Raw genomic sequence first — 25115 nt, 5'->3', positions numbered from 1 at the left:
CAGGCCGAAGCCATCACGTGTCTGAGGCGATTGCGCCAGCCTTCGCGGCTGCGGCGTCGGTGCCTGCCTTGTCCTCCCAGGTCACCGCCCGGTAGTCGAAACCATATTCCAGCGTCGGTTTGACGATGCGGAAGAATGGTGACAGGTCGAAGTCGCGCGGCGTGTAGAGCGAGTGGTGGCGGATGTGCAGGATTTCGCGGCGCGAATAGTTCGACTGCGCCGAGGCGCGGCCGGGCGCGCGGGTGATCTCGGGCAGGATCGGGTAGCGGATCTCGCCATAGGCTTCGGCGATCAGCGTCGAGCAGATGGCGCGGGTCGGATCGCCGGAACCGAAAGCCAGCATGCGGCGGCGCCAGCGCACCGGCACCGGTGGCGTCGGCAGGAAAAAGCGCAGCATGTCGAAAATGTTCTTGAGATCGTATTTCAGGCCGAGCTTGCCGATCATGAAGGCGACGACATGGTCGCGGTCTTCCGGGGTCAGCCCGCTCGCCCGGCAGATACGGGTATTGTAGGTGCGGTAGCGCGACAGCGGCACGGCGACACAGCCTTCGCCGAGCGTGACTTCGATCAGCCGACGCCGTTCCGATCCGTCCTCCGGCTCGGACAAGGCATCGCCGGTATAGAAAGCCGCATGCGACCAGGTCGACTGTGTCAGGTATTTGATTGCCGCCGAGATCTTCTGGTTGCCTTCGATGAGCAGGATGTCGCCGGGCTCGAGCGTGCGCCGCAACGTCTCGGCGTCGGACGGCGTGTAGGGCTCATAGCCGGAGGATTCGTCCTGCAGCCGGCCGGCAAGCCAGCGGCCAAGGCGGTCGAGAAGCGTGTCGCGCGGCGCGGTCATGGCAAAGTGTGACTAGCACGAGGTGACGTCCTCGGCCATGATCAACCGACCGGGACCTCTTCCGACGATGCCGGGCCGGCGAGGTCGTCGCGCGCATTGCGCGCGAGTTTCTTCGTCGAGCGCTTGGGGCTGTCGCCGAACAGCTCGGCCGCTCCGGCAAGGCAGCTCTTCTTCAGGCTTTTTTCCGAGCGCTTCAAAAGCTTGCCAAGAAGCCTTGTGTCCTGCGCATCGCCGAGCGGCTCACCGTCGGCCTCGAGCAACACGCGCATGACGAAGACGTCGTGCAGTTCGCCGAGTTTTTCGCCAAGTTCATCAACTGCCTTGCACCGCACCTTGATCGGCGTCGGCCACAGCCGGCCGAGCAGCGACAAATGCATCGAGTGGGTCTTGGCAGCCTTGCGCAGATCGTGGAAATCCTCTGCTTCGCCGCGCGATCCCGCCCGGTCCAGCGCCTTCCTGGCCCGGCGCAAGGTCTTGCGAGCGCCTTCCGCAAGCACATCGGCTGCATGCTCAGGCAGATCGGGGAGCAGCAGCCGCTCGATCCGGATCAGGCCTTCCTCGCAGGCGGCCGTGGCCGCGCCTATGGCGGCGTCGAGACCAGCCCCGGCATGCATTTCATGCTGGCGAGCGATAAGCCGGTCGCGCACGCTGTCGAGGCCGCCGCCGGCAACCTGCTCGGGAAAGGCGGCTGCCAGCCGGTCGACGGTCTCGACCAGCGCGGTCGCCTCGCGCGGCCCGGCAAGCAGCGCCGCCACCTGACGGTAGCATTGGTTCTCAGTCCGACAGAATGTTTCATTTCCGGAACGGACCAGCCGCAGCAAGGCGCGCGCGCTCTTCAGCCGCTTGCGGCATTTGTGCAATGCCTGCTCCGGCTGGTCGCGCGCGACGGCCAGATGGGCAAGCGCCTTGCCGATCTCCTCGCCAAGGATACGCCTGACCTCGCCGGTCAGCGGCAGGCGCGGATCGATGCGAAAGCTCATGCGGCGATCTCCGGAATCCCCCTAGAGCATGATGCCGAAAAGGTGAAGCGGTTTTCGGACGACATCATGCTCCATCTCTTTTGATTTAGAGCCGGATTCCGATTTTAGGTCGACCCGACCTAAAATCATCCGGCTCTAGGGCGAGCGACGCGTTGTAAAATCTCTGCTCGCCGGTCACTTCGCGGCCGAGCCAATCAGGCAGCATTTCGTCAGGTACATCCTCCGGCGTCTCCAGTTCGGCCACCACAAGGCCGGCTAGGATCCCGCCGAAAACATCGACTTCGTAGAGATAGCCGCGATGCCTAACATGGTGGCGTGTCTTCTCGATGACATGTCCGATGGCGAAGGCCAGCATCTCCTCGGCATCAGTCAGAGGAATTTCATATTCGTATTCGTCGCGCTCGCGGATCTTGCTGCCGAATTTAAGCGTCAGCTTCGCCGAACTGCCGTCGCTGATGCGTACGCGCACGGTGCGGCCAGGTGCTGCGGCAAGGTAGAACTGGCGAATGCGTATATTCGCCTCGGCCATTTCTAGCCATTCGGCGCTGGAGACCAGGAACTTGCGTTCGACTTCCTTGCCCATGGCCGCGCACTAAAGCGTCTGCGGCTCGACATGGCAAGCGGCCGTAGATAATCAATTTGACTTTAATCAATCGATTGATTAAAGAGGCCGACATGATCAAATCCGCGCCCGACAAAATGCCCCGCCAGGAGACATCGCCCGCCGAGCAGACGCGCGCCGCACTGGTGCTGGCCGCGCTCAAACTGTTCGGGCGGCAGGGCTTCGACGGCACCTCGACGCGCGAGATCGCGGCGGAGGCGAAGGCCAACATCGGCTCCATCGCCTATCATTTCGGCGGCAAGGAAGGGCTCCGCGGGGCCGCCGCCGACCACATCGTCGAGACCATCCAGGCGGTTGCTGGCCAGGCGCTCGGCGGCATGCAGCTGCAAGGTCAAGCCAGTTCAGAGACGGCGCGGGCGCAGCTCTCGACCGCATTGGAGCGGATGGTAGGATTTATCGTCGCCCGGCCGGAGGCGGGCGATATCGTACAATTCGTACTTAGAGAGTTGTCGCATCCGACGGCCGCCCTCGACCGCATCTATGACGGGGTGTTCGAACCGACGCATCGCCGCCTCTGCCAGATCTGGGAACAGGCGACGGGCGAGCCGGCCGAAAGCGAGGCCACCAAGCTCGTGGTCTTCACGCTGATCGGCCAGGTCATCTATTTCCGCATCGGCCGCGAAGCAGTGATGCGTCGTATGGGCTGGCGCGAGATCGGTAACGCCGAAGCCGCCAAGGTGGTGGCGGCGGTCACAAGCAATCTTGGCGCCATACTGGCGGCCCGAAATCCGGTCGCCCGCAAGGAGGGCAAGCGATGAGTTTTCTCTGTTCCCTGCCGCTCGCGGCCCAGCTGTTCGGCGCCTGCGCGCCGGCAGCGCCGCTTGCCGTCGGCTATGTCGAGGGCGACTATGTCTTGCTGGCGCCGATCGAAGTGGCGCAGGTCGAGACCGTCGCGGTCAAGCGCGGCGACCGTGTTGTATCAGGCACGCCGGTGGTGACTCTCGAAAGCGCCGACGCAAAAATCGCCGTCGCCCAGGCAGAGGCCGCGCTCGCCCAGGCGCAGGCGCAGCTTGCCGACCTGCAGATCGGCAAGCGGCCGGAGGAGATCGCGGTGCTGAAGGCCGAGGTCGACATGGCCAAGGCCCAGGCCACGGATGCCAAGCGCAAATACGACCGCGCCGCCGACCTGTTCAAGCGCGGTGCCGGCACGCAGGCCGACTACGACACGGCCGCCGCGACGCTGGAGACCGCCAATGCGCAGGTCGGCCAGGCGCAGGCCAACCTCGCCGTCGGCGGTCTGCCTGCGCGTCCCGAAACGATCAAGGCGGCAGACAATCAGGTCAAACAGGCGCAGTCGGCGTTGGAACAGGCTGAGTGGCGGTTGTCGAAGCGCGTGCTGGCGGCACCTTCGCCCGGCCGCATCAATGACGTCATCCGCAATTCCGGCGACACCGCCGGTCCGACCGCGCCTGTCATTTCGATGTTGCCGGACGGTGCGGTGAAGCTCAGCGTCTATGTCCCGGAAAGTGCGTTCTCGTCGATCAAGGTCGGCACGCTGCTTGTCGTCCATTGCGACGGCTGCGGGCCGGAGGTGAAGGCGCGCGTCAGCTATGTCTCGCCCGACCCGGAATTCACCCCGCCGGTGATCTACTCGCTCGAGAACCGGCAGAAGCTGGTCTACCTCGTCGAGGCGCGGCCTGAGGGCAAGGCGCAAGCGCTGCAGCCGGGACAGATCGTCGATGTCGAGCTGGCGGCCTCCGCAAAATGAACGCCATCGACGTTCATGGCCTGGTCAAGCGTTTCGGCGACAAGACTGTCGTCGACCATGTGACGATGACGGTGGCCGAGGGCGAGATCGTCGGCTTTCTCGGGCCCAACGGGTCCGGCAAGACGACGACCATCCGCATCATGTGCGGCCTGCTGACGCCCGACGAGGGCGAAGGTAGGGTGCTGGGTTTCAACATCCGCACCGAGTCGCTCCGCATCAAGCGCGAAGTCGGCTACATGACGCAGAAATTCTCGTTCTACGAGGATTTGACGATCGGCGAGAATCTCGAATTCGTGGCGCGGCTCTACCGGCTGAAGTCGGTCGAGGAGCATGTGTCGAAAACGCTGGAAGAGCTTGGCCTGACGAGCCGCCGCAACCAGCTCGCCGGCACGCTGTCGGGCGGCTGGAAGCAGCGGCTGGCACTGGCCGCCTGCATCATGCACAAGCCGAAGCTGCTGCTGCTCGACGAGCCGACCGCCGGCGTCGATCCGAAGGCGCGGCGCGAATTCTGGGACGAGATCCACCGGCTGGCGAGCGGCGGTCTGACCGTGCTGGTGTCCACCCACTACATGGACGAAGCCGAGCGCTGCCACCGCATCAGCTACATCTCCTACGGCAAGATGCTGGCCACCGGCACGGTGGACGAGGTGGTGACGAATGCCGGTCTGACCACCTTCGTGCTGCAGGGACCGCGCCTCGACCAGGTCGCCGATGCACTCAGGGACCGGCCCGGCGTCGACCAGGTGGCGCCGTTCGGCGCGACGCTGCATGTCGTCGGCTCCGACAAGGCAAAGCTCGAAAAGGCGCTCGCCGATGTCGAGAAGGAGCACAAGGGCGTCAGCGTAAAACCCGGCGAGACCAGCCTCGAGGACGTCTTCATTCAGTTCATGTCCGGCTCGAAGGACAATATGGCATGAACAGCGTCTTCTCCTTCGCCAGGCTCGGTGCGCTGCTGATCAAGGAATTCATCCAGATGCGGCGCGACCGCATCACCTTCGCCATGATGCTGGGCGTGCCGCTTTTGCAGCTGGTGCTGTTCGGCTACGCCATCAACAACGATCCCAAAAGCCTGCCTGCCGCACTGGTGGCGACCAGCAATGACCCCTACACCCGCGCCATTGTCGCGGCCCTGCAGACGACCGGCTACTACCGCTTCGACCATGTTGCGCAAAGTGCCGAGGCTGCCGAATTCCTGATGGCGCGCGGCGATGTCGCCTTCGTCGTCACCATCCCGGCCGATTTCGGCCGCCGGGTGGAGCGCGGCGACAATCCGCAGATACTCATCGAGGCCGACGCCACCGACCCGGCCGCCGCCAGCGGCGCCATCTCGACGCTAAGCAAAGTGGCCAGCCAGGCGCTGCTTCGGGCGCAAGGCATGCAGGAGGCGGCGAGTGAGGCCGCCAGGGGCCAGCTCGATGTGGTGGTGCACCAGCGCTACAATCCGGAAGGCATCTCGCAATACAACATCGTGCCCGGCCTGCTCGGCGTCATCCTGCAGATGACCCTGGTGATGATGACCTCGATCGCGCTGACCCGCGAGACCGAGCGCGGCACGATGGAAAACCTGCTCGCCATGCCGTCCAGCCCGTTCGAGATCATGCTGGGCAAGGTGCTGCCCTATCTTGTGGTCGGTGGCGTCCAGGTGGTGGTGGTGCTGGCGGCGTCGAAGCTCTTGTTCGCCATCCCCTTCACCGGTTCCATGTCGCTGCTGCTTACAGCGGTATTGGTGTTCGTGCTGGCGCTGGTGCTGCTTGGCTACACCATCTCGACCATCGCCCGCACGCAGATGCAGGCGCTGCAGCTGACCTTCTTCTTTTTCCTGCCGTCGATCCTGCTGTCCGGCTTCATGTTCCCCTATCGCGGCATGCCGGGCTGGGCGCAGACCTTCGGCGAGATTTTTCCGCTGACGCATTTTCTGCGCATCACCCGCGCGGTGATGCTGAAGGGCGCCGAACTGCCGGCGGTTGCGGGCGAGATCGCCTGGCTGGTCGGGTTCGTGGCCTTGTTTGCCGGCGTCGCATTGGTGCGGTTCAGGCGCACGCTCGACTGAGCGTTCAGGAATTGAGCGATCGCGGACCGCTGACGAACGGACTGCCCCTGACATAGAACCGCAGCGGGCGATCCGCATCCTTCGTGATGCCGATGCGGATGCCTTGGCCGATGTCGCCGGGCTCGTGCTCGTCGGCTGCCAGCCATAGCGGGCCTTGGCGGCACAGATCGAGGCCGTCCAGCGAACGGTCGATCCGCAATGCCTGTGCGAGCCGTCCCGGCCCGCGCGCCACGTCGCGCAGGCGTTCGACGCCCCGGTTCTGCCGCATGATGGCAATGCCTTCGAGCGGCTCCAGCGCCCGGATCAGCACACCGGTGCCGGTCCCTGGCCCCTCGCTCGAAACATTGAGCATCCAGGAGACGCCATAGGCGAGATAGACATAGGCGTGCCCGGCCTCAAGAAACATCGAACGGTTGCGCGGCGTCATCCCGCGATAGCCGTGACCGGCGGCGTCGCCGGTGACATAGGCCTCGGTCTCGACGATACGGCCGCCGACGATGCCTTCCGGCAGCTCCCGCACCACGAGCTTGCCGATGAGATAGCGGGCGAGATCGGCCGTATCATCAGGCAGTTCGGCACGATCGAGCGGATGGTGGCCGGTCATGCTACCGCCGCCGTGTTTCAAGGTATCCGTTCGACCCATTGCGCGCGCGACTGCCCCGGCTCGAACGGATCGCCGAAATACTGGGTCTCGCGAACCACTTTGCCATCGACGAACTCCATGATGCTCACCGTATAGGACGGAATCCCGTCATAGGTCAGGACATATTCGGTGATCCAGAGGTCGCCTGACCCGGTGATCCGCCGCACGGCAAAGCGCTTCCGGTTGGGCTGCGTGGCGCGCGACGACTGGATGTTGTGCCGTCCGCTGATGCGCTCGCCTGATTGCGGATAATCGAGCACCGCGTCCTCGCGATAGATCTGATGCTCCGTCTCGAGATCATTGGCATCGGAGGCAGCCCAATGGCGATCGAGAGCCGCCCTTATCTCAGCGTCTGCCATATCGGTTCTCAGGCCGCGGCCATGATCTCGGCATAGGTGGTGAAATCGACATTGCCGCCTGACAGCACGACGGCGACGCATTTGCCCGACAGTTCGATCTCGCCTGACGAGAGCGCCGCCAGCGCCACGCAGCCGCCGGGTTCGACCACCAGCTTGAGATGGGCCATGGCGTCGCGCACCGCCTGTGCGGCCGCCTTGTCGGAGACGGCGATGGCGCCGGCGAGGTTCTTGCGGTTGATCTCGAAGGTGATGGCACCGGGCTCTGCGGTGAGGATGGCATCGCAGATCGAACTGTGGCCGGGCTCGTTGGAAACCCTTTTTCCTTCGATCAGCGAGCGGCGGGTGTCGTCGAAATGCTCGGGCTCAACGGCCCAGACTGCTGTGGCCGGCGAGGCATCCTTGACGGCGATCGAAATGCCGCTCGTCAGGCCGCCGCCTCCACAGGGAATGACGACCGCATCGAGGCTGACGCCGAGCGCTTTTGCCTGGCGCATCAGTTCGAGACCGATCGTGCCCTGGCCGGCGATGATGGCCGGATCGTCGAAAGGAGGCACCAGCACCATGCCCTTGTCCATGTAGGGTCGCACCACCGTCATGCGGTCGTCGCGAAAGCGGTCGAACGGCACCACTTCTGCGCCCATCTTGCGAACATTGGCGATCTTCATCGCCGGCGCGTCGGCCGGCATGGCAATGACCGCCTTGACGCCGAACATGGCAGCCGCCGCGGCGACGCCCTGAGCATGGTTGCCTGAGGAGAAGGCGACGACGCCGCGGCTGCGCTCTTCTTCGCTCAGCGAAGACAGTTTGTTGTAGGCGCCGCGGAATTTGAACGAGCCGGTGCGCTGCAGCGTCTCCGGCTTGAACAGGATGCGGCCGCCGAAGCGTTTGTTGAGTTCCAGCGATTCGATCAGGGTCGTTTCGGCGATCAGGCCGGAGAGCCGCGCGGCGGCGGCATGGATGTCGGCGATGCCGGGAAGCGTGGTCATGGCGAAGTCCTGAAAGGGATGAGATCGGCGCATGGTGCACGCAAAGGCAGGCCACGCACCAATGAAAAAATGTGACCGTTACAAAGTTTGGGGGGCATGAGCGGCGACGAGGGTCAAACTGGCCCACCCCTCCCGCCTTTATCCGCCGGGCCGTATCGGCTAAGGGCGGGGGGAAGCAGAATTCCGGACCGCCAGAAATGACCGCCAAGCCAAAACCCCTGTTCCTCGGTATCGACACCGGTGGCACCTATACCGATGCCGTGCTGTGGTCGGAACAAGGCGGGCCAAAAGGCAAGGTGCTGGCCAAGGCCAAGGCGCTGACGACGCGGCACGATCTTGCCGTAGGCATTTCCGGCGCGGTCGATGCGGTGCTGGAAAAATCGGCCACTGATCCGGCCGCCATCAAACTCGTGTCGATGTCGACGACGCTCGCCACCAATGCGCTGGTCGAGGGCCAGGGTGGGCGTGTGGCGCTCATCATGATCGGCTTTACCGGGGCCGACCTTGCGCGCGACGGGCTGAAGACGGCGCTCGGCACCGATCCGGTGGTGTTTTGTCCGGGCGGCCATGACGTGCACGGCAATGCGGCCAAGCTCGATCTGTCGGGGCTGGAAGCAGCACTCCCTGAACTCGGCGCCTCGGTGTCGGGCTTTGCCGTCTGCGCCTATTTCGCCACCCGCAACCCGGCGCATGAACTCGCCGCGCGCGACCTCATCCGCGAAAAGACCGGCCTGCCGGTGACCGCCAGCCATGAATTGTCGGCCAAGCTCGGCGGTCCGCGTCGCGCGCTCACCACCTTGCTCAACGCCAGGCTGATCTCGATGATCGACCGGCTGGTGGCGGCAACCGACGGATTTTTGGAAGCCCGCAACATCGCAGCGCCCCTGATGGTGGTGCGCGGCGATGGCGCGCTGGTTTCGGCGGCGTTTGCCCGCCAGCGGCCGATCGAGACCATCCTCTCCGGCCCGGCCGCCAGCCTGGTCGGCGCCCGCCACATGACGGGCCTGGACAACGCCATGGTGTCCGACATTGGCGGCACCACCACCGATGTCGCCGTGCTCGATGGTGGCCGGCCCCGGCTCGACCCCGAAGGCGCCACCGTCGGTGGCTTCCGCACCATGGTCGAGGCGGTCGCCATGCGCACCTTCGGCCTCGGCGGCGATTCCGAAGTGGCGCTGGAAGATGGCGCGCTCAACCCGAAGATCCTGCTCGGGCCGCGCCGCCTGGTGCCACTGGCGCTGGCCGGCATGATGCATGGTGTTTCCGTGACATCGGAGCTCGAGCGCCAGCTCAGGGCGCCCAACCCCGGCCGCATGGACGGCCGCTTTGCGTTGCGCACCGGCGTGCCGGACAGGCTCGCCGCCGGCCTGACCGCGCCCGAGGCGAAACTGTATGAACTGATTGGTGCCGTGCCGCTCGCCATCGACAGGCTGCTCACCTCGAACGCCCAGAACGCCACGCTGAACCGGCTGGTCTCGCGCGGTCTTGTGCATATCTCGGGCTTCACCCCCTCGGACGCCGCCCATGTGCTCGGCAAGCAGGCCAACTGGGACCCGCTTGCGGCCCGGCTCGGCGCCGAACTGTTTGCCCGCAAGCGTGATGGGCGAGGCCAGTACATCGCGCCGTCTCCGGAGGTGATTTCCGAACGCGTGCTGCTGACGCTCACGCGCTGGTCGGCCGAATACATTCTGGAGACAGCCTTTGCCGAGGATGGGCTGGATGGCGCCGCCACCGTCGCGCATGCGCTGGTGCAGCGCGCCGTCGATTCCCATCCCGGCATCGCAAGGCTCAGCGTCGCGCTCGATCGTCCGGTCATTGGCCTCGGCGCCTCGGCGCCGCTGCACTATGCCGGCTTGGCCGAGCTGGTCGGTAATGAGTGCGTGGTGCCGGAGGATACCGACGTCGCCAACGCGCTCGGCGCTGTCGTCGGCCAGGTCCGCGTCTCCGCCGAAGCCCGCGTCAGCCAGCCCAGGGAAGGTTTGTTTCGTTTGGCGTCGGGGCAAACGGTGCGCGACTTCACGGACGAGGCCAAGGCGATCGCGGCAGCGGAGGCTGATGTGCGGGCGATCGTAGCCGAGCGGGCGAAGGATGCCGGCACGGATAATGCCGAGATCGACGTTTCGACCGAGTTCAAGGTGTCTACCGTTGAGGCCCAACGGATGTTTATCGAAGCGCATGTGGTGGCGGTTGCATCGGGTCGGCCGAGGATTGCGGTTTAATGCATGTCGCCCAGAAGTGTGCCGCGGTTCTGGGACAACGACATGCATCAAAACAAAGACTTAAAGCGCGTCGTATGAATCCGTTCAGCGCGACGCGCTTTAGGGTAATCTCCCCCCTTGTGGGGGAGATGGCCGGCAGGCCAGAGGGGGGCGCTGTCCCGCCGACCTCTCATCGACGCTCACCCCGCGACTCGGCCTGTTTCGATCGGTCATGGAAAGGTTTGCGTTCCTTCGCGCCCCCCTCTGCCCTTCCGGGCATCTCCCCCACGAGGGGGGAGATCAGCAGCTTCAAATTCCCCGCCTTCACCCTAAGCTGAATTGACCCTTCACCCCTGACATGCCAAAGGCCGCAAAGCCTTTCATCTGGAGAAGCCCTGATGACCGATCGCGTCGAGATCGCCGGATTGCGGATTGCCCGCGAACTGCATGACTTTGTCGGCGAAGCGCTGCCGGGTACCGGTATTGCCGCCGACGCCTTCTGGAACGGCTTTTCGTCCATCGTCCATGATCTCGCGCCGAAGAACCGGGCGCTGTTGGCCAAACGCGACGCCATGCAGGAACAGATCGACGCCTGGTACCGCGCCAATGGCGCGCCCATCGACATGGAGGCCTACAAAACCTTCTTGCGTGAGATCGGCTATCTCGTGCCCGAAGGGCTGGCCTTCTCCGTGTCGACCGACAATGTCGACCCCGAGATCGCCAGCGTTGCCGGGCCGCAGCTGGTGGTGCCGGTGATGAATGCGCGTTATGCGATCAACGCCGCCAATGCCCGCTGGGGCTCGCTCTACGATGCGCTCTACGGCACCGACGCCATTGCCGAGACCGGTGGCGCCGAGAAGGGTAAAAGCTTCAACCCCGTGCGCGGCGCCAAGGTGGTTGCCTGGGCGAGGAGTTTTCTGGACGAGTCCGTGCCGCTCACCTCGGGCAAATGGGCCGGCGTGAACGGGCTGACGGTTTCGGGTGGCACCTTGCGGCTCGGCGCCGGCGCCGGCGGCACCACGCTGGCCAACCCGAAACAATTTGCCGGCTATCGCGGCGACGGTGCCAACCCGGAAGCCATCCTGCTGGTCCAGAACGGCCTGCACATCGAGATCCTCATCGACCGCACCAACCAGATCGGCCGCACCGACCCGGCCGGCATTGCCGACGTGATCCTGGAATCGGCGCTGACCACCATCCAGGACTGCGAGGATTCGGTCGCGGCGGTGGATGCCGAGGACAAGGTCATCGTCTACCGCAACTGGCTCGGCCTGATGAAGGGCGATCTGGCGGAGGAAATCAGCAAGGGCGGCAAAACCTTCACGCGCAAGCTCAATCCGGACCGCGCCTGGACCGCGCCCAGTGGTGGCGCGCTGAGGTTGCCTGGCCGCTCGCTGATGCTGGTGCGAAACGTCGGTCACCTCATGACCAATCCGGCCATCCTCGACCGCGATGGCAACGAGGTGCCGGAAGGCATCTTGGATGCGGCGATGACGGCGCTGATCGCGCTGCACGATGTCGGCGCCAACGGGCGTCGGATGAATTCCCGCGCGGGCTCGATGTATGTGGTGAAGCCGAAGATGCATGGGCCGGAGGAAGTCGCCTTCGCAGTCGAGATTTTCGACCGCGTCGAAGCGCTGCTCGGTATGGCGGCAAACACCATCAAGATGGGCATCATGGACGAGGAGCGGCGCACCACCGTCAACCTCAAGGAGGCGATCCGCGCCGCCAAGGAACGCGTCGTGTTCATCAACACCGGCTTCCTCGACCGCACCGGCGACGAGATCCACACCTCGATGGAAGCCGGGCCGATGATCCGCAAGGGCGACATGAAGCAGGCCGCCTGGATCTCCGCCTATGAGGCGTGGAATGTCGATATCGGGCTCGAATGCGGGCTCGCCGGTCATGCCCAGATCGGCAAGGGCATGTGGGCGATGCCCGATCTGATGGCGGCGATGCTGGAACAGAAGACCGCGCATCCCAAGGCCGGCGCCAGCACCGCCTGGGTGCCGTCGCCGACGGCGGCGACGTTGCACGCCACGCACTATCACAAGGTCGATGTCCATGCCGTCCAGGCGGCGCTCAAGAGCCGGCCGAAGGCGAAGCTCGATGATATATTGTCGGTGCCGGTGGCGGTGCGGCCGAACTGGACCCCCGACGAGATCCAGCGCGAACTCGACAACAATGCGCAAGGTATTCTTGGCTATGTCGTGCGCTGGATCGACCAGGGCGTCGGCTGCTCGAAAGTGCCCGACATCAACGATGTCGGCCTGATGGAAGACCGCGCCACGCTGCGCATCTCCTCGCAGCACATCGCCAACTGGCTGCACCACAAGGTGTGCTCGCAGATCCAGGTGATGGATTCGCTGCGGCGCATGGCAGCGATCGTCGACCTCCAAAATGTCGGCGACCCGCTCTACCGCCCGATGGCCACCGATTTCGACAATTCCATCGCCTTCCACGCCGCCTGCGACCTGGTGTTTAGAGGCCGCGAACAGCCGAATGGCTATACGGAACCGGTGCTGCACGCACGGCGGCTGGAGCTGAAGGCGAAAGAGCGGGCGAATTAGCGCCTGCATTTCCCTCCCCCTTGAGGGGAGGGTGGCCCGAAGGGCCGGGTGGGGTCCTGCGTGAAGTGCGGCGACTCCCTTCGGACGACACTACAAGCAATGTCATTGCAGAGGCCCTTTCTCGGCTCGGCTCCAAAAAGATCGACCATTCTTCGGCGACCCCCACCCTGCCGCTTCGGGGCCACCTTCCCCTCAAGGAGGAGCGTTACGCCGCCTGCGCCACCCGCTCCGACATCATGCGGTAGGAAATCGCCTCGGCCAGGTGAATGCGGCCGACGGTTTCTCTCGCTTCGAGATCGGCCAGCGTGCGCGCCACTTTCAGCACCCGATGATAGGCGCGCGCGGAAAAGCCGAGCTTTTCGCTGGCGTCCTTCAACAGAGACAGGCCGGCGGCATCCGGCATCGCGATGTCCTCGATAACAGAAGGCGAGCAATGCGCGTTGGTGGTCGCGCTGGTCACGCCGAGCCGCTCGAACCGTTCGCGCTGGATGGTGCGGGCGCGCGCGACGCGCTGCGCAACGGCGGCACTTTTCTCCGCCCGATCCGGCCGGATCAGATCGGCGGCCGAAACCGCAGGCACCTCGATCCTGAGATCGATGCGGTCGAGCAGCGGGCCGGAAATGCGCGCCTGGTAGTCGGTGCGGCAGCGCTCACCGCGCAGGCAGCGATAGCCGGGCTCGCCGGCCATGCCGCAACGGCACGGGTTCATCGCCGCCACCAGCTGGATGCGCGCTGGATAGGTGACGCGGTGGTTGGCGCGCGCGATCATGCAGTCGCCGGTCTCCAGTGGCTGGCGCAGCGCATCCAAGGTCTGCGGCGTGAATTCGGGAAACTCGTCGAGGAACAGCACGCCGTTATGGGCAAGCGATACTTCGCCCGGCCGCGCCCTGATGCCGCCGCCGACCATTGCCGCCATCGAAGCCGAATGGTGCGGGGCGCGGAACGGCCGCCGGTCGGTGAGCTTGCCTTCGCCGAGCTCGCCGGCCACCGAGGCGATCATCGAGACTTCAAGAAGTTCCTTGGGCGCCAGTGGCGGCAGAATTGAAGGCAGCCTCTGCGCCAGCATCGATTTTCCCGAGCCGGGAGGCCCGACCATCAACAGATTGTGGCCGCCGGCCGCCGCCACTTCCAGCGCCCGCTTGGCGCTTTCCTGGCCCTTGATGTCGCAGAGGTCGGGCAGGTCGCGGGCCGAGACATGGATGCCGGGCTCGGGCCGCGACAGCACCTGCGTGCCGCGAAAATGATTGGCGATGGCAATCAGGCTGCGCGGCGCCAATATGTCGAAATCCTTGCCCGCCCAGGCCGCTTCCGGCCCGCAGCCGAACGGGCAGATCAGGCCCTTTCCCTCGGCATTGGCGCCGATCGCCGCCGGCAGCGCGCCGGCGACCGCGGCAATGGTGCCGTCGAGCGACAATTCTCCGAGCACGACATAGGAGGCCAGCATGTCGCCCGGAATGGCGCCGAGCGCGGCCATCAGGCCGAGCGCGATCGGCAGGTCGTAATGGCTCCCTTCCTTGGGAAGATCGGCAGGCGCCAGGTTGACCGTCACCTTCTTCGACGGCATCGACAGCCCCGACGCATGCAGTGCCGCCTGCACGCGCTCGCGGCTTTCGGCCACCGCCTTGTCGGCCAGCCCGACGATCTGCATGCCGACCTTGCCCGGCGCGATCATCACCTGGACATCGACCGGTACGGCCTCGATGCCCTGGAAAGCAACCGTGCGAACCCGCGCCACCATCTTGCTCTGCCCCCGGATATCGGCTCGCCTCGGCCTTGTGGTTCAGACCGCGAGCGACGTCAGGACAAGACAACCATAGATTTCAGGCCAAGGCAAGAACATTACAGGAACATGCATTCGTGGTGGCTGCAGCGCGCTGTGCCGGTTGCAAAAAAGGAAGATGGTCAAGCAAAATGGAACGGCTGCTCCGCCTCCTCGACCGCGTTTAACAAGGGCGACTAGGCCCTTCGGCGATCTGAGGGTGTTGCTTCTAAGCGGTGATGAAGGCATCGACCGAACCTGAAAGCGATCGATCGATCGCGACCTGCGGTGGAAGCCACTCCATGACAGGATATCTGAAAGGCCAAGGCAGGGCGATCCGGCGCGAAGAGCCGCTCTCCAGAAAAATCTCGTTTACAAGGTCTATGAACCGCCCGCGGTCTCGTTCGATTCGTTTCAAAGTTTGCGAACGAATGTAATCCCGGGGAATTCGTCGCTCCTTCAGCGCTAAGACAGCCTCCGCGATGGATCGAGGATCGGGTGGAACTGTGAGCGAATAGTCGTCATCCAGATAAAGGTCTCGGCCGCCATGGTTCGGCGTCGTGACCACTGGAAGGCCCGCGAGAAGATATTCCGTGCTGGCGAACATTGGTCCTTCCAGGTGAGAGAGACAGATTCCCACGGCTGCACGATTTAGATGCGTGTTCACCTGAGCCGGTGCCAATCGGACAGGCTTGCCGGTGCCGTCAAACTCGTTGATAAAGACGTGATGCGGCGCGAGCTCCCTATGCCGATTTATTCGCGCTCTTTCCGACTCCGTCGTGGAGGATCCGCTTGAATCTCGATAGAAGACAAATGCGCAACGCTGGATGCCAAGCGACAAGTCATGGCGCTTCCACGGAGCCAGTTGCGCATTGTAGATTGCATCAAATTCTACAGGGACGTCATCGAGAGGCCTGAATATGTGTTCGGAGGTTGTTGACGTCTTGTTGTGCAGGACGGCGGCCTCGCCGGACTGATTCAACAGATCAGTCTCGGCCTGAGTGTTGGATAGGAAGATTAGCGAGTGACGGGGGTTCTTGAGTCTATGCAGAACGGCATAGGTCCGGATGGTTTTGACGCTAGCACTGTTTTCGATGGACCAGGTTGGCGAGATGAGAAACCAGGCGCGGTGGCCGCGTGGACGGAAAGGCATATGACTTGCTAATCCGAGCGGCGTACCGGACATTCCCGAATAGGATATGAACGGATCGTCCGACAGCAAACTGGCCTGAAGAGCAGGTTGCGACTTCGCGGAAGGGTGCCCTTTTCTGAGGTTGTGGCCATGACGCAGCATGGCTCTGACAATCTCGAATTTGGTAGGAGGGCGATACCCGTGCTGTAGGGTCAACATGCGGCAATTGCGATCTTGAGTGCGGAGAAAAACTCGCTTCGATAGAGAGAAATTTGGCAAAGAAACACCGCCATTTGATCGACGGAATATCTCAGGCGATCAAATCTGGTGTACGGAGAAGCGCCTCTTGAAAGAAAACATCGTCCCAAGCGGAGCTGGTTCTCACATCGCGCTACCAACCGTATCCGTTTGCGTAGGCTGTTTCAATCAAGAGGCATTCATCGACACTGCGATCCGATCCGTAGCGGCGCAGACATACACTGCGTTCGAATGCGTGGTGGTCGATGATTTTTCGACCGACGGTTCCCGCCGAAGGATTGAAGAGTGTCTGTCCCAGCTTGGCGACAGTCGTTTCCGCTTTCTGCCCCGACTGCAAAATGGCGGGCAGTTGACAGCAATGATGACCGGGCTTGACGCGACAGCCGGGCCCCTGATCTCCTTTCTTGACGGTGACGATGCTTGGCATCCTGACTTCATAGAATGCCATGTGAGAGCGCATCTCAGCCAAACCCGTATCGCGGCAATGTCGAGCTCCGATGAGGTGGTGATAGATACGGCCGGCAACCTGCTTGCGGGCGGTCATCCCGTATTCCACCTGAACGACCCGCGATCGATGCCGAAAATGAGCGGCTACCTGCATGTCGACACCGAAGCTGACCCGACATTATTATTTATTGATCGGGGTACCGTGGGTTGGTTTTGGTCAACCACATCGGGGATGATGTTTCGTCGAGCTCCGCTTGAAATCATGCGTCCATCCGATCCGGACGAAATAAAGATATGTGCCGATGGTTATATGGCTCGTGCCGCCCATATGATCGGCGGAACCGTGAGGATTGGGCGGGCTCTTGGCAGTTATCGGCTTCACGGCGGCAATGGCTGGGCGGACGGGCGCATCCTGGGTACCGGAGTTGGCCTCGGCAGGATGTCGCCTGATACTGAAATAGCGATACGGCGGGCACTGGCCAATCGTTGGTGCGAAGTGGCGCCGGGACTGGCGCATTTAATCTCCCGCCACTCAATGCGCAGGACCTTGGTCGACCTGATCGGACTGTCTGCGGCTTTTGCATTGCTGGAAAAGAACTCCGATGCGGGTTTTCTGCTGAAAGACTGGGCAACACCACAGCGAAAATTGCAGACCAGACTTATCGGTCTCCTTCCTCCGAAACTGAGGCCTCGGCGCTTCCGGGACATAGTTTGATTTGATGAGCCGCTTGCTCGGCAGTCTTACCCGATAAAGAGCATCTTTCGATGCTTCTCTGGACCCACCAAAGTCCTCCGTAGCAACGCACACTACGCGGCCAAATTCCGCCGCTTCGCCTCTACCGCGTCCCAGAACAGGCTGGCGATATCCGCGCCACCAAAGCGTTGCACTTCGCGCACGCCGGTTGGCGAGGTCACGTTGATCTCGGTCATGTAGTCGCCGATCACGTCGATGCCGACCAGGATGAAGCCGCGCTCTTTCAGCGACGGGCCGATGCGGGCGCAAATCTCGCGTTCGCGCTCCGTCAGCTCAGTCTTTTCGGCGCGGCCGCCGACATGCATGTTGGAGCGAGAATCGTGGTCGGCCGGCACGCGGTTGATGGCGCCGACCGCCTCGCCGTCGATCAGGATGATGCGCTTGTCGCCCTTGCGCACATCCTTCAGATAGCGCTGGACGATATACGGCTCGCGTGACAGCTGGGCGAACATTTCGAGCAGTGAGGCGAGGTTGCGATCGTCTTCCTTGAGATGGAAGATGCCGGCGCCGCCATTGCCATAGAGCGGCTTGACGATGATGTCGCCGAATTCCTTGCGGAAGGCCGCGACCTCCTGGGGATCCTTGGTGATCAGCGTTTCGGGCATCAGATCGGGGAATTCGGTGACGAAGATCTTTTCCGGGCTGTTGCGCACCCAGGCCGGGTCGTTGACGACCAATGTCTTCGGGTGAATGCGCTCCAGAATATGCGTGGTGGTGATGTAATTCATGTCGAAGGGCGGATCCTGGCGCAGCAGGATCACATCCATCTCCGACAGGTCGGTGCGCACCTTGTCGCCCAGCGTATAATGATTGCCCTTCTCGTCGCGGAGCTTCATCTCTTCGATGCGGGCAAACACCTTGCCGCCCAGCATCGACAGCCGGTCGGGCGTGTAGTGGAACAATTGGTGGCCGCGCCGCTGCGCCTCCAGCGACAGCGCAAAGGACGTGTCGCCGGCGATCGAGACGGTGGAGACATGGTCCATCTGGACGGCGATCTTCAGGGTCATCTTCTGGTCTCCAGCGGGTCGAGCAAGTCCAGGAAAAGTGCGTAGTGGTTTTCCGTCCGGAATTGCGGCAAGGCAAGTCGCCGATATACGGAACTTGGCGGCTTCTGCCAATCGCGCTTGCTTGGCCCAGACCTTTACCGGTCGAAGACCAGCCGGGAGTAACCGAGGAAGGACAGCGCCATGGCGACCAGCGAGGCGACGGCAAGTGCCGCCAGCGGCGGCATTGCCGGCAGCGCGAACAGGATGGCGCAGTAGACGAGATAGTTGACAATGCTGGTGGCGATGCCGACGCCGCCATAGCGCGCGCCCTCCTGCGCCACGCCGCGGCTCGACGGCGAAAAGGTCAGGTGCCGGTTGATCTGCCAGGTGACGCACAGCGCAAAGCCGATCGACAGGACACGGGCGACGAAGGGACCGAGCGGCGTCACCGCCAAGAACAGCCAGAGCACCGCGGCATCGGCGACGAAACCAACGCCGCCGGCCAGGACGAAGCGGGCGAGCCGGCTCACGGCCTCAGGCGGCCCGGGGCGTCTTGCCCGGTTCGGCCTTCGCTGTTTCGCTCGTGCGTTCGCGCCGTTCGACCCGGCCCGACGGGACGGAGAGATAGAAAATGCGCTTCTGCTCGGCGCGTCCGCGCGATACCGAATCGAGGATCAGTCCGGTCACCATCGCAAGCATCGACAAGAGCAGCAGGCCGACCGACAGCACCCAGGTCGGCATGCGCGGCACGAGGCCGGTCTGGGCGAATTCGATCAGCACCGGCGTCATCAGGGTAAGGCTCGATGCCAGGAAGAAAATGGCGAAGGCGCCGAAGAAGCGCAGCGGCTGCGTCTCCTTCATCAGCATGGCGAACATCCACAGGATCCTGGCGCCGTCGCGATAGGTCGACAGCTTCGACGACGATCCCTCAGGCCGGCGGCCATAATCGAGCGCGATCTCGCTCACCGGCAGTTTCAGCTGCGAGGCATGCACCGACATTTCGGTCTCGATCTCGAAGCCGCCGGAAACGGCGGGAAAGCTCTTGACGAAGCGCCTCGAGAAGACGCGGTAGCCGGAGAAGATGTCGGTGAAGTCGGCGCCGAACAGCCGCTTGTAGAGGCTATTGAAGATGCGGTTGCCGAAGGCATGGCCGGAACGGCCGGCATCGTCGGTGACGCCGCGCCTGGTGCCTACCACCATGTCGCAGCGCTCGGTCTGCAGGATGTTGATCAGCAGCGAGGCATCTTCCGGCGCATAGGTGCCGTCGCCATCGGCCATCAGATAGATGTCCGCATCGATGTCGGCGAACATGCGCCGCACGACATTGCCCTTGCCCTGGCGCGGCTCGCGGACGACGATGGCGCCCGCTGCGCGGGCCTTTAATGCCGTCAGGTCGCGCGAATTGTTGTCATAGACATAGATGTCGGCCGATGGCAGCGTCTCGCGAAAGCGCCGCACCACCTCGGCGATGGTCAGTTCCTCATTGTAGCAAGGCAGGAGCACGGCAATGGCCGGCTCGTGGCGGACTTCGTGCGGCATTTCCGTCTCCCGACACCCGGCGGAGCCTCCGGCCGCGCTCATATGCGGACTCGCTCAGGCGACTTTACTATTTATTGAAGCTGTTAAGGCTAGGTTTAAGGCCGCAGTCTTTCCGACGAAGGTCATGATGATGAACGCAGCCAAGGCGGGTGCTTCCTCCTGGAAGTCCGATATGACGCTGGCGCTGCTTGCCATGCTGGTGGTGCTGGCCGTCAATGCCGCCACGGGCTTTCGCGAATTGAGCAATGCCGGCGGCGACAATGACAGCCTGCTGCGGCTGGTCGAGGTTCGCGACATGCTGGCCGGCCAGGGCTGGTTCGACCTGCATCAGTACAGGATGGGGCCGGAAGGCGGTTTCGTCATGCACTGGTCGCGGCTGGTCGACGCACCGCTCGCCGCCATCATCCTCGCCGCCTCGGCGCTGACCGGCAGCATGGCCATGGCCGAAGTGATCGCACAGGTGCTGTGGCCGTCGCTGCTGTTTTGCCTGGCGGTGTTTTTTACAGCCCGTGCGGCACGCAGCTTCGCCGGCGTCGGCGCCGTGCTGCCCGCTATCGTCATCGGCGCGGCGGCGCTGCATTTCATCGGCATTTTCTTGCCGGGTGCGCTCGATCATCACAATGTCCAGCTGACGCTGACCATGGCCAGCCTCAGCCTGCTGCTCGAGGCGCCGACGCGTCGCTGGGCGGCCCTGACTTCCGGCCTGTGCGCGGCCCTGACGCTGGCCGTCGGCATGGAAACCGCGCCCTATGTCGCCACCATCGGCGCCTGCATCGCTTTGCTGTTCGTCGTCGATCCCGGCGGCGAACGCCGGATCGCCAGGGATTTCGGTCTCGGCTTTGCCGGGAATTCAGCCCTGGTCTTCGTCAGCACCATCCCGCCATCGGCCTGGGGCCAGGCGCAGTGCGATGCCTTCTCGGCCGTGCAATTCGTCGTCGCGGCAATCGCCGGACTGGGCCTTGCCGCCGTGACGTCGCTCAAGGTGTCCAACGGCACGGCCGGACGCCGCCTGATTTCGCTCGGCCTGCTCGCGCTTGTGCTGGGCGCCGTTGTCGCGGCGCTGTTTCCGCAATGCCTTGCGGCTCCCTACGCAACTCTCGATCCGCGCCTCAAGGAATTGTGGCTCGATCACATCGACGAGGCGCAGTCGCTGTTCAGTATTGCCGTCAATGAGCCGGCCTCGCTGGCGGCGCGCTATGTCACGCCGCTGGTGGCGACCGCGCTGATGGCGCTTCGCCTGCGCGGACCATGGCGCCGCCAGGACAGCCTCCTCGGCGCCTTGCTGGTCGGCGCCTTCATCGTCAGCGCCTGGCAGGTCCGCGGCTCGACATTCTCGATCGCCTTTGCCGTCATCCCGCTGTCGGCCTGGATCGCAAGCTGGCGCGAACGGGCGAGGATCAGCCCTGCGCGCAGCGTATCGCTGCGCATGGCGGCGGTCTGGGTGGTGTCGGTGAATGCCGTCTGGGCCGGTGCTGCCGCCGCGACGTCGAGCGTATTCGAGGCCAACAAGGTCTCGGTCGAGGCACAGGACACCGACAGCGATCCGTCCTGCGAGCGCAAGGCCTCCTTCGCGGCGTTGGCCCGGCTGCCGGACACCACGGTGCTTGCCATTTCCAATCTCGGCTCGCCCATCCTGGCCTATTCCGGGCACCGCGTCTTTGCCGGCCCCTATCATCGCAACATCGCCGGCGATCTGCTTGCGCTCGATGCCTTCCTCGGATCGGCGGACCAGGCGAGGATGATCGCGGCGGCTCACCACGTCGGCCTGATGGCGCTCTGCCGCGGCAGCGCCGAAAGCAAGATGCTTGCCGCCAAGGCGCCGCAAGGCTTCCTGGCCAGGCTGATGCAGGGAAGCGTCCCCGATTGGCTCGAACCGGTGGCCGAAACGCGCGGAACCCCGGTCGAACTCTACCGCGTCCGCTAAAGCATCATTCGCCAGCGAAAAATCGATTTCGCGATACGCTTCCTAAACGCTTTGCTGCCAGTCTCAGCCTAAATTTCGGGCGTCACAAACAGGGATACCGATGCAAACGACGTTTGGCACCGGGCAGGCAAGCAGGGAAAACTCGGATCTGGCGTTCACCGATGCGCTGACCGGGCTTGGCAACCATCGCCGCTTCTTCGACAAGGTCGATCGCCTGATCAGCGACCGTGCAGACGATCCCGCGCCGTTCACGGTCGGCATTCTCGACCTCGACGGCTTCAAGCCGATCAACGATCTGTTCGGCCACAAGGCCGGCGACGACATATTGATCCAGGTGGCGATGCGGCTGCGCGCCTCGATGGACAGCCACTCCACCGTCTGCCGCATCGGTGCCGACGAATTCGCCTTCCTCTACCCGATGGTGTTCTCGGAGGAGGCGGCGGCCGAGAAGTCGCGCATGATGATCGAAATCCTGTCGGCGCCCTACGATGTCGGCGAACGCACCGCCAGGCTTTCGGCCTCGGTCGGCTGCTCGCTGTTTTATTCCGGCGACGAAACCACGGAAATCCTCGTCAACAAGGCCGAAACGGCGCTCTACCACGCCAAGCGTTCGGGCCGTGGCCGCGTCGTCGTCTACACCCGCGAAATGGAAGAGGCGGCCAAGCGCGTCACCCGCATCGAACAGGCGCTGCGCCGTGCCGTCTCGGCCGGTGAGGTCGAACCGCATTTCCAGCCCATCGTCGATTTGACCACCCGCCGCACCATCGGCTTCGAGACGCTGGCGCGCTGGACCGATCGCGACCTCGGCGTGGTGCCGCCGACCGTGTTCATCCCGATCGCCGAAGAGCGCGGCATCATCGGCCCGCTATCGCAGCTGGTGCTGCGCAAGGCGACCGAAGCGGCGCGCAGCTGGCCGAAGGACCTGTTCCTGTCCTTCAACCTGTCGCCCTCGCAACTCGTCGACCAGAACACCGGCCTGCACATATTGTCGATCCTCGACCGCACCGGCTTCGATCCGCGACGGCTGGAGATCGAGATCACCGAAACCGGCCTGATGAACGATCCGGCCTCGGCCGAGAAGATCGTCGAGGACCTGCGTCGCGTCGGCATCCGAGTCTCGCTCGACGATTTCGGCACCGGCCAGTCCTCGCTCGGCCGCTTGCGCGAATTCCATTTCGACAAGCTCAAGATCGACCGCGCCTTCGTCTCCTCGATCCTCGACGACCGCCCGTCGGAACACATCATCCGCGCCATTCTGGCCATGTGCGAAGGGCTCGGCATGGATGTCGTCGCCGAAGGCATCGAGGAGGAGGCGCAGGCCGACCGCCTCGTCCAGTTCGGCTGCGCCGGCGGCCAGGGCTATCTCTTCGGCAAACCGGTCGACGCCGACGCCACGCTCGGCTACCTCCGCGATTCCTATCGCGGCGCCCTCTACGCCAAGGCAGTCTGACCGGCGGTCTTGCCTGCGTCGAGCAAGTCAGCGGTGCGAGCCAAGATCGACTGTGGCCGCCATCTTGCGTCCTTTTGTCTGACATAAGCCAAACAAATCGCCGTTTTCGCCCTTGCTCCCCGGACTTGGCTGGATAGGATGCGCGCCGACCGGATCGGGAGAGAAAAATATGATGCCATCGGCCGATTTTGCCGACCTCAGGGGAGCCTCGGTGCTGATCACCGGCGGCGGTTCCGGAATTGGTGCGGCACTGACCGAGGGCTTCGTTCGCCAGGGCGCCCATGTCGCCTTCATCGACATCGCCGATGGCCTAAGCACGCTGCTTGCCGACCGCGTCGAAAAAGAACTTGGCCGGCGACCGCTCTACCTCAAGACCGATTTGCGTGACGTCGAGGCGTTGCGCGCTTCGGCCGCCAAAGCGGCTGAGGCGCATGGCGACGTCACCGTGCTGGTCAACAATGCCGCCTGGGACGAACGCCACGAGGTCGCCGACGTTACCGTCGAGTTCTGGGACAACAATCTCGCCGTCAATCTGCGCCCGCATTTCTTCACCGCACAGGCGGTCGCGCCGGGCATGAAGCGGGCCGGCGGCGGGTCGATCATCAACTTCACCTCAACCTCCTATCTCATCAACCACCCCGATATGCCGGCCTACACCGCCGCCAAGGCCGGCATACTCGGCCTCACCAAAGGTCTCGCGGGCAAGCTTGGGGTCGACGGCATCCGCGTCAATGCGATTGCGCCGGGCTGGGTGATCACCGAGCGGCAGCGGGAACTCTGGGTCACCGAGGAGAGGCTCGCCGCCCATGTCGCCAAGCAATGCATCAAGCAGGTCATGCAGCCCGACGACATCGTCGGCACAGTGCTGTTCCTGGCCTCCGACGCCGCGCGTATGCTGACGGCGCAGATGTTGATCGTCGACGGGGGTTTCCTGTGAGTCCGGTGAATCAAAATCCGGCAAAAGGCACGCCGGCAGTCGCCGCCGTCGACTGGGGCACGACCCGCATGCGGGTCTGGCTGGTCGACGGGGCGGGCGGGGTGCTTGCCGAGCGTCGCGGCGATGATGGGTTGATCACCGCGCAGCAAAAAGGCTTTTCGACCATCCTCGAGGGCCATCTGGCGGCGCTCGGCGCACCTGACACACTGCCGGTCATCATCTGCGGCATGGCCGGCTCGCGCCAGGGTTGGCTGGAAGCGCCTTACGTCACCGTGCCGGCGCCGCTCAGTGCCATTCTCGCGGGGGCCGCCCGCATTCCCGGCCAGAGCCGCGACATCCGCATCGTGCCTGGCCTGGCGCAGCGCCTGGAAGATGCGCCGGACGTAATGCGCGGCGAGGAAACCCAGCTTGCCGGCGCCGGTTTGCCGGCAAAAGGTCGCCATCTCGTCTGCATGCCCGGCACCCATTCGAAATGGGTTCTGGTCGCAGACGGCGCGGTCGACGGCTTCTGCACCTGGCCGACCGGCGAGCTGTTTTCGGTGCTGGCCACTCACTCTATCCTGCGCCATTCGCTGGGCGAGAGCCCGAAGCCGGTCACTCCGGACAATCCGTTCTTCCAGGAATGGTGCCGCAAGGCTTTGGCGGAGGGCGGCGATGTCACCTCGCGGCTGTTCTCGATCCGCGCCGCCGGCTTGCTGCAGAACCTCAAGGCCGACGATGCCGCCGCTTGCCTGTCCGGCCTGCTGATCGGCGGCGAGATCGCCTCGGCGGGCCGCCGCTATGGCGAAAGCACCACCGCAATCGTGCTGGTTGCGTCCGGCTCGCTAGCAGCCCTCTACCGCCAGGCGCTAGACCTTGCAGGGCTTGCCGTCAGGACGGTCGACGCCGACGAGGCGGTGCGTGCCGGCCTTATCGAGGCAGCGCGGGAAAATGGCATGATCGCCAAATGACTCACCAGAGTGGAGTAACAGC

At 64.0% G+C, this 25115-nt stretch carries 22 protein-coding genes; 11 read left to right on the top strand and 11 right to left on the bottom strand.

Annotated features, from left to right (window positions below; translation table 11 throughout):
• Window positions 1–13: 13 nt before the first annotated feature.
• The 3 genes from NKL06_RS16385 to NKL06_RS16375 all read right to left on the bottom strand — a co-directional run bounded on the left by NKL06_RS16385 (window position 14) and on the right by NKL06_RS16375 (window position 2404).
• The gene (locus tag NKL06_RS16385; protein ID WP_023692977.1) at window positions 14–841 is read right to left on the bottom strand and encodes a C40 family peptidase; all 828 of its coding nucleotides are present in this window, start codon (window positions 839–841) and stop codon (window positions 14–16) included.
• Window positions 842–882: 41 nt separating this feature from the next.
• The gene (locus NKL06_RS16380) at window positions 883–1821 is read right to left on the bottom strand and encodes a CHAD domain-containing protein (RefSeq protein ID WP_023692978.1); all 939 of its coding nucleotides are present in this window, start codon (window positions 1819–1821) and stop codon (window positions 883–885) included.
• Window positions 1822–1906: 85 nt separating this feature from the next.
• Window positions 1907–2404, bottom strand: a complete 498-nt coding sequence (locus tag NKL06_RS16375; RefSeq protein WP_023681278.1) for a CYTH domain-containing protein — start codon at window positions 2402–2404, stop codon at window positions 1907–1909.
• A gap of 92 nt (window positions 2405–2496) precedes the next feature.
• Between NKL06_RS16375 and NKL06_RS16370 the strand changes: the two genes are divergently transcribed.
• Genes NKL06_RS16370 through NKL06_RS16355 form a run of 4 tightly spaced genes read left to right on the top strand, consistent with a single transcriptional unit; the run spans window position 2497 to window position 6201 of the window.
• On the top strand, window positions 2497–3201 hold the full coding sequence (locus tag NKL06_RS16370) for a CerR family C-terminal domain-containing protein (protein ID WP_023681279.1): 705 nt from the start codon (window positions 2497–2499) through the stop codon (window positions 3199–3201).
• Window positions 3198–4151 (top strand): HlyD family secretion protein, encoded by a 954-nt coding sequence (locus NKL06_RS16365; RefSeq protein WP_023681280.1) that lies wholly within the window; start codon window positions 3198–3200, stop codon window positions 4149–4151. Before NKL06_RS16370 ends, NKL06_RS16365 begins: the two co-directional genes overlap by 4 nt.
• Complete coding sequence (locus NKL06_RS16360; protein WP_023681281.1) at window positions 4148–5068, top strand: ABC transporter ATP-binding protein; 921 nt, start codon at window positions 4148–4150, stop codon at window positions 5066–5068. The genes NKL06_RS16365 and NKL06_RS16360 overlap by 4 nt, the downstream gene beginning before the upstream one ends.
• The gene (locus NKL06_RS16355) at window positions 5065–6201 is read left to right on the top strand and encodes an ABC transporter permease (RefSeq protein WP_023681282.1); all 1137 of its coding nucleotides are present in this window, start codon (window positions 5065–5067) and stop codon (window positions 6199–6201) included. The genes NKL06_RS16360 and NKL06_RS16355 overlap by 4 nt, the downstream gene beginning before the upstream one ends.
• A gap of 4 nt (window positions 6202–6205) precedes the next feature.
• On the opposite strand, the gene NKL06_RS16350 is transcribed toward NKL06_RS16355, so the two are convergent.
• From NKL06_RS16350 to NKL06_RS16340, 3 genes are read right to left on the bottom strand one after another with little or no spacing between them, the layout of a single operon-like run.
• Complete coding sequence (locus tag NKL06_RS16350) at window positions 6206–6805, bottom strand: DNA-3-methyladenine glycosylase (RefSeq protein ID WP_023692979.1); 600 nt, start codon at window positions 6803–6805, stop codon at window positions 6206–6208.
• Between the two features lie 17 nt (window positions 6806–6822).
• Window positions 6823–7203, bottom strand: coding sequence for a nuclear transport factor 2 family protein (locus tag NKL06_RS16345; protein ID WP_023681284.1), 381 nt, complete (start codon window positions 7201–7203; stop codon window positions 6823–6825).
• 8 nt (window positions 7204–7211) lie between these two features.
• The gene (locus tag NKL06_RS16340) at window positions 7212–8189 is read right to left on the bottom strand and encodes a threonine ammonia-lyase (protein ID WP_023673293.1); all 978 of its coding nucleotides are present in this window, start codon (window positions 8187–8189) and stop codon (window positions 7212–7214) included.
• Between the two features lie 197 nt (window positions 8190–8386).
• Here NKL06_RS16340 and NKL06_RS16335 point away from each other — a divergent pair, with 197 nt between their 5' ends.
• Both NKL06_RS16335 and NKL06_RS16330 read left to right on the top strand, forming a co-directional pair.
• Complete coding sequence (locus NKL06_RS16335; protein WP_023692980.1) at window positions 8387–10408, top strand: hydantoinase/oxoprolinase N-terminal domain-containing protein; 2022 nt, start codon at window positions 8387–8389, stop codon at window positions 10406–10408.
• Window positions 10409–10785: 377 nt separating this feature from the next.
• On the top strand, window positions 10786–12957 hold the full coding sequence (locus NKL06_RS16330) for a malate synthase G (protein WP_023692981.1): 2172 nt from the start codon (window positions 10786–10788) through the stop codon (window positions 12955–12957).
• A 205-nt stretch (window positions 12958–13162) separates the two neighbouring features.
• On the opposite strand, the gene NKL06_RS16325 is transcribed toward NKL06_RS16330, so the two are convergent.
• Complete coding sequence (locus NKL06_RS16325) at window positions 13163–14695, bottom strand: YifB family Mg chelatase-like AAA ATPase (protein WP_023692982.1); 1533 nt, start codon at window positions 14693–14695, stop codon at window positions 13163–13165.
• A 250-nt stretch (window positions 14696–14945) separates the two neighbouring features.
• A complete protein-coding gene (locus NKL06_RS16320) occupies window positions 14946–16010 on the bottom strand; it encodes a glycosyltransferase (protein WP_155927220.1) in 1065 nt (354 codons plus the stop codon).
• A gap of 184 nt (window positions 16011–16194) precedes the next feature.
• Here NKL06_RS16320 and NKL06_RS16315 point away from each other — a divergent pair, with 184 nt between their 5' ends.
• Window positions 16195–17268 (top strand): glycosyltransferase family 2 protein, encoded by a 1074-nt coding sequence (locus NKL06_RS16315; protein WP_023673180.1) that lies wholly within the window; start codon window positions 16195–16197, stop codon window positions 17266–17268.
• 92 nt (window positions 17269–17360) lie between these two features.
• On the opposite strand, the gene gshB is transcribed toward NKL06_RS16315, so the two are convergent.
• From gshB to NKL06_RS16300, 3 genes are all read right to left on the bottom strand, one after another.
• Entirely contained in the window at window positions 17361–18314 is a 954-nt protein-coding gene (gshB, locus tag NKL06_RS16310) for a glutathione synthase (protein WP_023673181.1), read from the bottom strand.
• Between the two features lie 134 nt (window positions 18315–18448).
• Entirely contained in the window at window positions 18449–18823 is a 375-nt protein-coding gene (locus NKL06_RS16305; RefSeq protein ID WP_023673182.1) for a GtrA family protein, read from the bottom strand.
• 4 nt (window positions 18824–18827) lie between these two features.
• Window positions 18828–19832, bottom strand: a complete 1005-nt coding sequence (locus NKL06_RS16300; protein WP_023673183.1) for a glycosyltransferase — start codon at window positions 19830–19832, stop codon at window positions 18828–18830.
• Window positions 19833–19959: 127 nt separating this feature from the next.
• On the opposite strand from NKL06_RS16300, the gene NKL06_RS16295 reads away from it, so the two are divergent.
• The 4 genes from NKL06_RS16295 (at window position 19960) to NKL06_RS16280 (ending at window position 25093) form a co-directional block, all read left to right on the top strand.
• Window positions 19960–21756, top strand: a complete 1797-nt coding sequence (locus NKL06_RS16295; RefSeq protein ID WP_245267129.1) for a GtrA family protein — start codon at window positions 19960–19962, stop codon at window positions 21754–21756.
• Between the two features lie 100 nt (window positions 21757–21856).
• Window positions 21857–23206: a putative bifunctional diguanylate cyclase/phosphodiesterase gene (locus NKL06_RS16290; RefSeq protein ID WP_023681311.1), complete on the top strand. Its 1350-nt coding sequence runs from the start codon at window positions 21857–21859 to the stop codon at window positions 23204–23206.
• A 169-nt stretch (window positions 23207–23375) separates the two neighbouring features.
• Window positions 23376–24143, top strand: a complete 768-nt coding sequence (locus NKL06_RS16285; RefSeq protein ID WP_023692985.1) for an SDR family NAD(P)-dependent oxidoreductase — start codon at window positions 23376–23378, stop codon at window positions 24141–24143.
• Window positions 24144–24148: 5 nt separating this feature from the next.
• On the top strand, window positions 24149–25093 hold the full coding sequence (locus NKL06_RS16280; RefSeq protein WP_023692986.1) for a 2-dehydro-3-deoxygalactonokinase: 945 nt from the start codon (window positions 24149–24151) through the stop codon (window positions 25091–25093).
• The last annotated feature ends 22 nt before the right edge of the window (window positions 25094–25115 follow it).

This window comes from Mesorhizobium sp. C268A (assembly GCF_040324475.1).
Taxonomy (GTDB): domain Bacteria; phylum Pseudomonadota; class Alphaproteobacteria; order Rhizobiales; family Rhizobiaceae; genus Mesorhizobium.
Note: the sequence above shows the minus strand (reverse complement) of the source record. Positions and strands in the feature narration are given on the sequence as shown.

Coding starts and splice junctions, on each gene's coding strand:
- NKL06_RS16355 (WP_023681282.1), top strand. CDS start 5,065: ATGAACAGCGTCTTCTCCTTCGCCAGGCTCGGTGCGCTGCTGATCAAG.
- NKL06_RS16290 (WP_023681311.1), top strand. CDS start 21,857: ATGCAAACGACGTTTGGCACCGGGCAGGCAAGCAGGGAAAACTCGGAT.
- NKL06_RS16340 (WP_023673293.1), bottom strand. CDS start 8,189: ATGACCACGCTTCCCGGCATCGCCGACATCCATGCCGCCGCCGCGCGG.
- NKL06_RS16350 (WP_023692979.1), bottom strand. CDS start 6,805: ATGACCGGCCACCATCCGCTCGATCGTGCCGAACTGCCTGATGATACG.
- gshB (WP_023673181.1), bottom strand. CDS start 18,314: ATGACCCTGAAGATCGCCGTCCAGATGGACCATGTCTCCACCGTCTCG.
- NKL06_RS16320 (WP_155927220.1), bottom strand. CDS start 16,010: ATGCTGCGTCATGGCCACAACCTCAGAAAAGGGCACCCTTCCGCGAAG.
- NKL06_RS16330 (WP_023692981.1), top strand. CDS start 10,786: ATGACCGATCGCGTCGAGATCGCCGGATTGCGGATTGCCCGCGAACTG.
- NKL06_RS16325 (WP_023692982.1), bottom strand. CDS start 14,695: ATGGTGGCGCGGGTTCGCACGGTTGCTTTCCAGGGCATCGAGGCCGTA.
- NKL06_RS16345 (WP_023681284.1), bottom strand. CDS start 7,203: ATGGCAGACGCTGAGATAAGGGCGGCTCTCGATCGCCATTGGGCTGCC.
- NKL06_RS16370 (WP_023681279.1), top strand. CDS start 2,497: ATGATCAAATCCGCGCCCGACAAAATGCCCCGCCAGGAGACATCGCCC.
- NKL06_RS16300 (WP_023673183.1), bottom strand. CDS start 19,832: ATGCCGCACGAAGTCCGCCACGAGCCGGCCATTGCCGTGCTCCTGCCT.
- NKL06_RS16295 (WP_245267129.1), top strand. CDS start 19,960: ATGATGAACGCAGCCAAGGCGGGTGCTTCCTCCTGGAAGTCCGATATG.
- NKL06_RS16365 (WP_023681280.1), top strand. CDS start 3,198: ATGAGTTTTCTCTGTTCCCTGCCGCTCGCGGCCCAGCTGTTCGGCGCC.
- NKL06_RS16385 (WP_023692977.1), bottom strand. CDS start 841: ATGACCGCGCCGCGCGACACGCTTCTCGACCGCCTTGGCCGCTGGCTT.
- NKL06_RS16285 (WP_023692985.1), top strand. CDS start 23,376: ATGATGCCATCGGCCGATTTTGCCGACCTCAGGGGAGCCTCGGTGCTG.
- NKL06_RS16360 (WP_023681281.1), top strand. CDS start 4,148: ATGAACGCCATCGACGTTCATGGCCTGGTCAAGCGTTTCGGCGACAAG.
- NKL06_RS16335 (WP_023692980.1), top strand. CDS start 8,387: ATGACCGCCAAGCCAAAACCCCTGTTCCTCGGTATCGACACCGGTGGC.
- NKL06_RS16375 (WP_023681278.1), bottom strand. CDS start 2,404: ATGGGCAAGGAAGTCGAACGCAAGTTCCTGGTCTCCAGCGCCGAATGG.
- NKL06_RS16380 (WP_023692978.1), bottom strand. CDS start 1,821: ATGAGCTTTCGCATCGATCCGCGCCTGCCGCTGACCGGCGAGGTCAGG.